Origin of the sequence: Kitasatospora sp. NPDC051984 (assembly GCF_044593455.1) — a bacterium.
GTDB lineage: Bacteria > Actinomycetota > Actinomycetes > Streptomycetales > Streptomycetaceae > Kitasatospora.
On record NZ_JBIUCB010000043.1, the window covers coordinates 24,025 to 33,042 of the forward strand.

Here is a 9,018-nt window from a genome sequence, read left to right on the forward strand (position 1 = left end):
CAGGTGGCCGCCCGGCCGGCCCGGGTGGGCACGGCGGCGGGGCCGGACCAGCAAAGCACGAAAACCGAGTGGTCAGTAGGTATTCATTTTGTGACCTGGGTCACATCAAGTGGGGCTCCGTGGAGGGTTGGCTAAGGTGGCAGCCATGGACGTGAAGCACGAGCCGGCCCGCCGCGGCAGCTACGCGGTCGGCGACGAGCGCCGCACCCGCATTCTGGACACCGCCGTCGCGCACTTCGCCCAACTCGGCTTCCGCGGCACCTCGCTGGCCCGGATCGCCAAGGACGCCGGGCTGACCCAGGGCGGCCTGCTGCACCACTTCCGCACCAAGGAGGCGCTGCTGGTCTCGGTGCTGGAGGCCAGTGACGAGCACGACATCGAGCGGTTCTTCGCCGAGGAGTGCGCGAGCGTCGCCGAGTGGTTCCACCGCCTGGTCGACCTGGCCGCGTACAACGCCCGCCGGCCCGAGCGCACCCGGATGTTCAACGCCCTGGCCGGCGAGTCCGGCGATCCGGAGCACCCGGCGCACGCCTTCTTCGCCCGCCGCTACCGCGTCCTGTCCGCCGACGCCGCGCAGTCGCTGCACCGCGGCGTGGACAGCGGGGAGCTGCGCGCCGACACGGACTGCCCCGCCCTGGCGCGCGAACTGCTCGCCGTGATGGACGGGTTGCAGCTCCAGTGGGTGCTCGACCCGCAGGCGGTGGACATGCCCGCGCACCTGCGCCGCTACCTCGACCGGCTGTACCGCGCCCTGTCGAGCACCGGCGCGCCGCTGCCGGGCGCCTGACGGCCCGGGGCGCGGCCCCCGGGCGTGCACCCTCCGGGGTGGGCCGGAACCAGGATTCGAGCACTGTGAGGCTCCGGATCTTTCCGAAGTCCCGTTCCCCTTCGCACAGTTCCCCGCGCCCCTGGTTCCGCACCCACTCGCGTCCCTGCTCCGTCAGGCCGGTGCGGACTCTTCGGCGGTGAGCCTGCGGCGGTCCTCGGCGATCCGGTCCGGGTCCCAGCCGCGGTGCGGCACCGAGTCCAGCAGCAGCCTGGTGTACGCGTGCGCAGGGTCCGTCAGCACCTGCCCGGTGGGGCCGGATTCGACCACCCGGCCGTGCCGGAGCACCACGACCCGCTCGGTGAGGTGGCGCACCACCGCCAGGTCGTGGCTGACGAACAGCAGCGCGATGCCGCTCTCGCGGCGGATCCCGGCGAGCAGGTCGAGGATCTGCGCCTGGATCGACACGTCGAGTGCGGCGACCGCCTCGTCCAGCACCAGCACCTTCGGCCGGGCGGCCAGCGCCCGGGCGACGGCGACGCGTTGGCGCTGGCCGCCGGACAGGGCGCGGGGCAGCGCGGCGGCCTCGCGGGGGCCGAGCCCGACCTGGTCGAGCAGTTCCGCGACGCGGGTGTCGGACCGCCCGCCGCCGTGCAGGCGCAGCACCTCCCGGACGGCCTCGCCGACCGGGATGCGCGGGTCGAGCGACAGGTACGGGTCCTGGAACACCAGTTGGACGCCGCGGGCGTGCGCCAGCCGGGCGGCCCGGCCGCGCGGGCGGACCAGCCGGTCCGCGCCGTCGAGGTGGACGGTGCCGCCGTCGGGCCGTTCCAGGCCGACCAGCATCCGGGCGGTGGTGCTCTTGCCGCAGCCCGATTCGCCGACCACGCCGAGCGCGCCGCCCGGCTCCAGCGCGAAGGACACTCCGTCGACCGCCCATCGGTCGCCGAAACGCTTGCGCAGCCCGTGCACGACGAGTCCAGTGGTCACGGCAGGATCCCTTCGTCGGCGCGCAGGCAGGCGGCCAGGCCGTCGCCGTACGGGAGCAGCGCGGGTTTCTCGGTGCGGCAGCGGGGTTCGGCCAGCGCGCAGCGGTCGGCGAAGGCACACCCGGTGGGGGCCTCGGCGAGCGACAGCGGCCGGCCGGGGACGGGCCGCGGCGGTGGCGCGCCCGGTTCGATCCGGGGCGTGCAGGCGATCAGCCCGGCGGTGTAGGGGTGCCGCGGGCGGGCGAACAGCTCCTCGGTGCGGCGGGTCTCGACGATCCGTCCGGCGTACATGACGTAGATGCGGTCGCAGACGGCGGCGGCGAGTTCCAGGTCGTGGGTGACGAACAGCATCCCGGTGCCGCGCCGCCGCTGCAGCCTGGTGAGGACGGAGATCACCTCGGCCTGGGTGGTGACGTCCAGCGCGGTGGTGGGCTCGTCGGCGAGCAGCAGTTCGGGCTCTCCGGCGAGCGCGGCGGCGATCACCACGCGTTGCAGCATGCCGCCGGAGAACTCGTGGGGGCGGCGGTGCAGGGCGGCGGCCGGGTCGGGGATGCCGACCGCGGCGAGCAGTTCCTCGGCGCGGGCGCGGGCGGCGCCCGCCGGGGTGCCGGCCGCGCGCAGGCCCTCGGTGAGGAAGTCGCCGATCCGGTGCAGCGGGTTGACGGCGGCGCGCGGGTCCTGGAACACCATGGCGACCCGGCGTCTGCGCACCTCGCGCAGCGCCGCCGCGTCCAGGGTGAGCACGTCGCGTCCGCCGACCAGGACCCGGCCGGTGGCGGTGGCCTTCTCGGGCAGCAGGCCGAGGACGGTGCGGCAGGCGACGGATTTGCCGGAGCCGGATTCGCCGACCAGTCCGACGGTCTCCCCGGCGTCGACGTGCAGGCCGACGCCGTCGAGCAGCGGGCGGGCGGCGCGGGCGCCGGGGAGTGCGACGGTCAGGGCGTCGAACTCCAGCAGGTGCGGGGCTGTCATGTCAGTTCTCCCGTCGGGCGAGCCGGTCGGCGATGCCCTCGCCGACGATCCCGAAGGCGACCACGGCCAGCACCAGGCACCCGGAGGGCGCGAGGGCGGGCATCATGGCGCCCTGCTGGAGGGCGGACTCGCCTTCGTTGATCATCGCGCCCCAGTCGGCGGCGGGCGGTTGGACGCCGAAGCCGAGGAAGGAGAGCGCGGCAAGGTCCATCAGCGCGTAGCCGAAGTTGATCGCGGACTGGGCGAGGACGGTCGGGGCGAGGTTGGGCAGCAGGTGGCGCAGGCAGATGCTCCACCCGGACCAGCCCTGCACCCGGTAGGACTCCAGGTAGGGCCGGGCCTTCTCCTGCTGGGCCAGCCCGCGCACCAGGCGTCCGACGTACGGCGTGTAGGCCACCGCCATGGCGATCACGGGTGCGGTCATGCCCGGTCCGGAGACGGTGACGAACATGACGGCGAGCAGCAGACCGGGGACGGCGAACACCAGGTCGAGCGAGCGCGAGAGCAGCATGTCGGCCCAGCCGCCGCACCAGCCGGCGACCGTACCGAGCAGCGCGCCGGCGGCGGTCGACAGGGCGATCACCAGCAGCGGCCCGAGCAGTCCGGTGCGGGCGCCGTACAGCAGCCGGGACAGCACGTCGCGGCCGGACTGGTCGGTGCCGAGCAGGTGGTCGGCGCTGGAGCCGGCCAGCGGGTTGCGCAGGTCGACGGCGTTCGGATCGTGCGGAGCGAGCACCGGGGCGAGCAGGGCGACCAGCACCAGCAGGACCAGCAGCGCCGCGGAGGCGGTGAACAGCGGCCCGCCGCCCAGCGAGCGCAGCCGGCGCAGCAGCGGCCGGCGGACCGGTGCGGTCAGTGCGGCGGTGGTCATGCGGCGCCTCCCCGGGCGGTGCGCGGATCGACCAGCGGCCCGAGCAGGTCGACGCCGAGGTTGACCAGTCCGAAGCCGAGCACCGTCAGCAGGGTGACGGCCTGGACCACGGGCAGGTCCTTGGCGGTGACGGACTGCACCAGCAGCGAGCCGACGCCGGTGGTGTTGAAGGCGGTCTCCACGATCGAGGTGGACACCAGCAGCCCGGCCAGCGTGGTTCCGCCGACGGTGACGATCGGGCCGAGCGCGCCGCGCAGCACGTGGCGGCGGATCACCTGCCGCTCCGGCACCCCGCGGGAGCGGGCCACCTCGACGTGGTCGCGGCCGAGTTCGTCCAGCATCGCGGAGCGGGTGACCCGGGCCAGCAGGCCGGCCAGCGTGACGGCGAGCGCGAAGGCGGGCAGGGTCAGGTGGTACAGCCGGTCGCCGAGGCCGCCGCCCTGCGAGCCCGGTCCGGGGAACCAGTGGAGCTGGACGGCGAACAGCGACACCAGGCCGATCGCGCTGACGAACGGCGGGGTGGCGGTGGCGACACCGGTGCCGAGCAGCACCAGCCGGTCGATCGGGCCGGGCCGCAGCGCGGCGAGCGCGCCGAGCGACACGCCGCCGACGCACACCAGGACGGCCGCGTAGCCGATCAGCAGCCCGGTACCGGGCAGTCGGGAGGCGATCAACTCGCCGACGTCCTGCCGGAATTGCACGGACCGGCCGAAGTCGCCGTGCAGCGCGCCGCCCAGCCACTTGCCGTACTGCACCAGGAACGGGTCGTGGAGGTGGTACTGGGCGGCGATCGCGGCCCGCGCCTCGGGGGTGGCCGGGTGGCCCTTGAGCAGGAAGGACACCGGGTCCCCGGGGGCGAGGTGCACGGCGCTGAAGACCAGGAAGGAGGTCGCCAGCAGCACCGCGGCCAGCGCGAGGACCCGGCCGAACAGGTAGCGGGCCATCAGCGGGCGGCGCCGATCGTCGCGGCCCACGGGTAGTACAGCTGGGCGATGCCGGCGGGCGCGCCGGTGATCCGGCTGCCGAGGAACACCGAGAACGGGGCCTCGTACAGCGGGATGCTGGGCAGTTCGCGCACCGCGATCTGCTGGAGCCGGGCGGTGAGGTCGGCGCGGGCGGCCGGGTCGGTGGTGCCGACGGCCTGGTCGAACAGGCTGTCGTACTCGGGGTCGGACCAGCCCGCGTAGTTGGCGAAGTCGCCGGTGCGCAGCGACTGGTAGAACTCCAGCGGGTCGGGGGTGTTGTCGTAGCCGTTGGTGACCACCAGGTCGATGCCGGCCCGGGCGCCGGGGTCGGTGAACAGGGCGGTGTAGGCGTCGGGCGCGACCGGCCGCAGTTCGACGTCGAGGCCGATCTCGCGTCCGGCGGCCTGCACGGCGTTGCCGACGACGCTGATCTCCGGGGCCAGCGAGCTGGTCGCCATCACCAGGTGCTTGCCGCCGGCCCCGGCCTCCGCGATCAGCTGCTTGGCCTTGGCCACGTCCTGGACGGGTTCGGGCAGTTGGGAGAAGTACCCGGCGGTGCGTTCCGGGGCGAGCCCCCAGGCGTCGCGCGCCGCGGGCGCCTTGGCGGGGACGCCGACGCCGCCCGCCGCGGACTTGATCAGGCCGGGCCGGTCGATGGCCAGCGACAGCGCCTGCCGGACCTTCAGGTCCCGCAGGGTGCCCTGCAGGTCGAGCACCGCGAGGTCGGCGGCGGCGGTGTTCGGGCCGAAGTACACCTTGCCCTTGTCGGTGCCGCCCAGTTGGGCCAGGGAGGCGGAGGGCACCATGTAGCCGCCGTCCACGGCGCCGGACAGCCAGCCGTTGGCGCGGGCCGCCGAATCACCGATGAACACGAACTTGACCTTGTCGGCCTTCGGCGTGAGCGCGGTGTCCCAGTAGGCGGGGTTCTTGCGCAGCGTGATGCTGTCGCCCTGGGTCCAGCGGTCGATCGCGTAGGGGCCGGTGCAGTCGACGCCGCCGGACGGGCTGCCGTAGTCCTTGCCGGCCTTCTCCAGGTACGCGGCGCTCTCCACGGTGCCGGGCGAGGCGGCGAGCAGTTCGTTGAGCAGCGCGTCCGGCTTGCTGAGGGTGATGGTCACCTGCATCGGCCCGGTCTTGCTGACGGCGACCACGTTCTTGAACGCGGAGCCCCAGGCGGAGCCGGTGGCGGGCAGCAGGTGCCGGGTGAGCGAGGCCACCACGTCGTCGGCGGTCATCGTCGAGCCGTCGTGGAACTTCACGCCCTCGCGCAGGGTGTAGACCCAGGTCCGCGGGTCGGGGTTGGTGAAGCCGGTGGCCAGCCCGGGTTCGATCTTCATGTCCGGGGTGACCCGCAGCAGTTGCTCGCAGACGTTGGCGAGCACGGTGTTCGGCGGGTAGTCGTAGGCGAGCGCGTAGTCGAGGCTCTGCGGCTCCGCGTACAGCGACCAGGTGAACGAGGCGACGGCGCCTTTGCCCGGTGGGGTGAGCGCCGTGGTGGCGAAGCCCGTCCCGTCGGCGGAGGCGGGCGGACCCGGTTTGACGGTGGCGCCCGAACAGGCCGTCAGCAGCAGCGCGCCGGCGGCGAGCAGGGCGATGGTTCCGGAGGCGGATCTGGGGGAACGCGGCAGAAGGCGCACGGAAGAACCCACCCCTTTCCGAGTCGTGGGGGCTGTGGGTGCTGTGGAGTATTGATGCGGGAACGTTCCCGCACAAGGAGTTTCGGGAGTGCGGTTTCGTCACGGCGCGGAAAGCCCGCCGCTGCCCGAGGGGGTGACGGACCGTCACCGCTGCTGGCAGCATCGGCCCATGAGCGCCGCGCGGCCCGCCGAGGGCCCCCTTCCCCGTGTCCGGCTGGTCGACGTGGCCCGCGAGTCCGGCCTGTCCAAGACCACCGTCTCCGCCGCGCTGAACGGCACCGGCCGGATGTCCGAGGAGGTGCGCCGCCGGGCCCGCGAGACGGCCCGCCGGCTGGGCTACCGGCCCAACGCCACCGCCCGGCTGCTGCGCGCCGGGCACGCCCGGCTGATCGGCTACGCGGTCGGCGAGTTCGCGGGCGAGCCCGGCACGTACCTGACCTCCCCGTACTTCGCCCGGCTGACCAGCGCCACCACCGCGGCCGCCCTGGAGCACGGCTACGCGCTCGTCCTGCTGCCCTCCCGGTGCGGCCCCGAGGAGTGGGCGGACCTGCCGCTGGACGCCGCCATCGTCGCCGACCCGGTCGATCGCGACCCGCTGGTCGAGGACTTCCTCGCGGCCCGGATCCCGCTGTTCACCGACCGCTCCGTGGAGGGCCGCCCCGGCGCGCACTGGGTGGACGTGGACACCGAGGGGGCCGTGCGCGAGGTCCTCGACCACCTGTACGCGCAGGGGGCCCGGCGAATCGCGCTGGTCCTCCCCGGCACCGTCATCCGCTTCCACCGGGCGGCCGCCGACACCCACCGCCGCTGGTGCGACGAGCGCGGACTGACGGCCCGCCAGGCCCGCACCGACGGGGCCGGCGACGGCCCGGTGATCACCGCCGTCGAGGCCGTGCTGTCCGGACCCGAGCCGCCGGACGCGCTGTTCGTGCTGGCCGAGGCCGGCCCGCCGCTGGTGCTGGAGGCGGTGCGCCGCGCGGGCCTCGCGGTGCCCGGGCAGCTGCTGCTGGTGTGCGCCAGCGAGGAGTCCTCCGCCGAGCACACCCGGCCGGCCGTCAGCACGCTCAGCCTGCAGCCCGCCGCGGTCGCCGAGAAGGGCATCGAGCTGCTGATCGCCGCCCTGGAGAGCGGCAGCCGCGAGAGCACCGGCGCCCTGGTGCCCACCCGGCTGGAGATCCGCGCCTCCTCGCTGCGACACGCCCAGGGCCCTTACGACAACACGGTTGACCTTGGTGGGCCGGGAACGGTCTGATGACGGCATCCGGGCCCCGCACCCCCCGCTCCGGGGCCCGGCGTCCCCCTGCACCGCCGAAGGAGCGCCGCCATGGCCGACCCCGTCCACGCCCTCCGGGACGCCCAGCCCGTACCGTTCTGGCTGGACTCCCCCGACCGGCCCGCGGCCGAACCCGCCCTGGTCGGCCAGACCCGCTGCGACCTGCTGGTGGTCGGCGGCGGCTACAGCGGACTGTGGACCGCGCTGATCGCCAAGGAGCGCGACCCGTCGCTGGACGTGCTGCTGATCGAGGGCCGCGAAGCCGGCTGGGCCGCCTCCGGCCGCAACGGCGGCTTCTGCGAGGCCAGCCTCACCCACGGCCTGGCCAACGGCCACCAGCGCTGGCCCGGCGAACTCGCCGTCCTGGAACGCCTCGGGCAGACCAACCTCGACGCCATGCAGGAGACCGTCCGCCGCCACGGCATCGACTGCGACTGGCGGCGCAGCGGCTCCCTCAGCGTCGCCACCGAGCCCCACCAGGTGGACGAGCTGCGGGAGTTCGCCGAGCTCGCGGCCCGCTACGGCAGCCACCTCGACGTCCTCGACCGGGACGCCGTGCGCGCCGAGATCGACTCCCCCACCTTCCTCGGCGGCCTCTGGGACCGCGACGGCGTCGCCATGCTCGACCCGGCCCGCCTCGCCTGGGGCCTCAAGCGCGCCTGCCTCGCCCTCGGCGTCCGCATCCACGAGCACACGCCCGCCACCGCCCTCGCCGACACCCCCGGCGGCCTGGCCGTCCGCACCCCCTACGGCCGGATCACCGCCCGCCGCGCCGCGCTCGCCACCAACGCCTTCCCGTCGCTGCTGCGCCGCCACCGGCCGTACACCGTCCCGGTCTACGACTACGCGCTGATGACCGAGCCGCTGACGGACGCCCAACTCGCCTCCGTCGGCTGGCAGAACCGGCAGGGCTGGTCCGACAGCGCCAACCACTTCCACTACGTGCGGCTGTCCGCCGACAACCGGATCCTGTTCGGCGGCTACGACGTCGTCCACCAGTACCGCGGCCGGGTCAGCGCCGAGCGCGACCAGCGGCCGGAGACCTTCGCGACCCTGGCCCGGCACTTCTTCCGGACCTTCCCGCAGTTGGCGGGCCTGCGCTTCACCCACGCTTGGGGCGGCGCGATCGACACCTGCACCCGGTTCTCGGCCTTCTTCGACCTGTCCCACCGCGGGAAGGTCGCCTACGCCGCCGGGTTCACGGGTCTCGGCGTCGGCGCCACCCGGTTCGGCGCCGAAGTGATGCTCGACCTGCTCGCCGGGGAGCGCACCGAGCGCACCGCGCTGGAGATGGTCCGCCGCAAGCCGCTGCCGTTCCCGCCGGAGCCGGTCCGCTCGGTCGGCATCGGCATCACCCAGTGGGCCCTCACCCGGGCCGACGCCAACGCCGGGCACCGCAATCTGTGGCTGCGCACCCTCGACCGTTTCGGCCTGGGCTTCGACAGCTGAACCCGAATCCACCGGCCGATGCGAGTGTGATCGTTTCGGAGGTTCGTGGGGGGTTGGCCGGTGGGTGGGTGTGGGGCATCCGCTGGTCTGCCCAGC

Annotated in this window: 8 protein-coding genes; 3 read left to right on the plus strand and 5 right to left on the minus strand. The window is 74.3% G+C overall.

The window, feature by feature from the left end:
• Positions 1 to 145: 145 nt before the first annotated feature.
• Positions 146 to 787, plus strand: coding sequence for a TetR/AcrR family transcriptional regulator (locus ACIHEI_RS36385; protein ID WP_396609824.1), 642 nt, complete (start codon positions 146 to 148; stop codon positions 785 to 787).
• Positions 788 to 940: 153 nt separating this feature from the next.
• Here the strand turns inward: ACIHEI_RS36385 and ACIHEI_RS36390 are convergent, their stop codons facing one another.
• The 5 genes from ACIHEI_RS36390 to ACIHEI_RS36410 are packed head-to-tail and all read right to left on the minus strand — an operon-like array spanning position 941 to position 6,200.
• On the minus strand, positions 941 to 1,756 hold the full coding sequence (locus tag ACIHEI_RS36390) for an ABC transporter ATP-binding protein (protein ID WP_396609825.1): 816 nt from the start codon (positions 1,754 to 1,756) through the stop codon (positions 941 to 943).
• Entirely contained in the window at positions 1,753 to 2,727 is a 975-nt protein-coding gene (locus ACIHEI_RS36395; protein ID WP_396609826.1) for an ABC transporter ATP-binding protein, read from the minus strand. The genes ACIHEI_RS36390 and ACIHEI_RS36395 overlap by 4 nt, the downstream gene beginning before the upstream one ends.
• A gap of 1 nt (position 2,728) precedes the next feature.
• Positions 2,729 to 3,598, minus strand: a complete 870-nt coding sequence (locus ACIHEI_RS36400; RefSeq protein ID WP_392953509.1) for an ABC transporter permease — start codon at positions 3,596 to 3,598, stop codon at positions 2,729 to 2,731.
• Positions 3,595 to 4,542 carry an ABC transporter permease gene (locus tag ACIHEI_RS36405; RefSeq protein WP_396609831.1) on the minus strand — a complete coding sequence of 316 codons (948 nt, stop codon included), beginning with the start codon at positions 4,540 to 4,542 and terminating at the stop codon, positions 3,595 to 3,597. Before ACIHEI_RS36405 ends, ACIHEI_RS36400 begins: the two co-directional genes overlap by 4 nt.
• The gene (locus ACIHEI_RS36410) at positions 4,542 to 6,200 is read right to left on the minus strand and encodes an ABC transporter substrate-binding protein (RefSeq protein WP_396609827.1); all 1,659 of its coding nucleotides are present in this window, start codon (positions 6,198 to 6,200) and stop codon (positions 4,542 to 4,544) included. Before ACIHEI_RS36410 ends, ACIHEI_RS36405 begins: the two co-directional genes overlap by 1 nt.
• 169 nt (positions 6,201 to 6,369) lie before the next feature.
• Between ACIHEI_RS36410 and ACIHEI_RS36415 the strand changes: the two genes are divergently transcribed.
• Complete coding sequence (locus tag ACIHEI_RS36415) at positions 6,370 to 7,452, plus strand: LacI family DNA-binding transcriptional regulator (protein WP_396609828.1); 1,083 nt, start codon at positions 6,370 to 6,372, stop codon at positions 7,450 to 7,452.
• 72 nt (positions 7,453 to 7,524) lie between these two features.
• A complete protein-coding gene (locus ACIHEI_RS36420) occupies positions 7,525 to 8,922 on the plus strand; it encodes an NAD(P)/FAD-dependent oxidoreductase (RefSeq protein ID WP_396609829.1) in 1,398 nt (465 codons plus the stop codon).
• The last annotated feature ends 96 nt before the right edge of the window (positions 8,923 to 9,018 follow it).

What these genes read in the sequence shown, in the direction of transcription:
- ACIHEI_RS36415 (WP_396609828.1), top strand. Translation starts at nt 6,370, where the DNA reads ATGAGCGCCGCGCGGCCCGCCGAGGGCCCCCTTCCCCGTGTCCGGCTG.
- ACIHEI_RS36395 (WP_396609826.1), bottom strand. Translation starts at nt 2,727, where the DNA reads ATGACAGCCCCGCACCTGCTGGAGTTCGACGCCCTGACCGTCGCACTC.
- ACIHEI_RS36385 (WP_396609824.1), top strand. Translation starts at nt 146, where the DNA reads ATGGACGTGAAGCACGAGCCGGCCCGCCGCGGCAGCTACGCGGTCGGC.
- ACIHEI_RS36400 (WP_392953509.1), bottom strand. Translation starts at nt 3,598, where the DNA reads ATGACCACCGCCGCACTGACCGCACCGGTCCGCCGGCCGCTGCTGCGC.
- ACIHEI_RS36420 (WP_396609829.1), top strand. Translation starts at nt 7,525, where the DNA reads ATGGCCGACCCCGTCCACGCCCTCCGGGACGCCCAGCCCGTACCGTTC.
- ACIHEI_RS36405 (WP_396609831.1), bottom strand. Translation starts at nt 4,542, where the DNA reads ATGGCCCGCTACCTGTTCGGCCGGGTCCTCGCGCTGGCCGCGGTGCTG.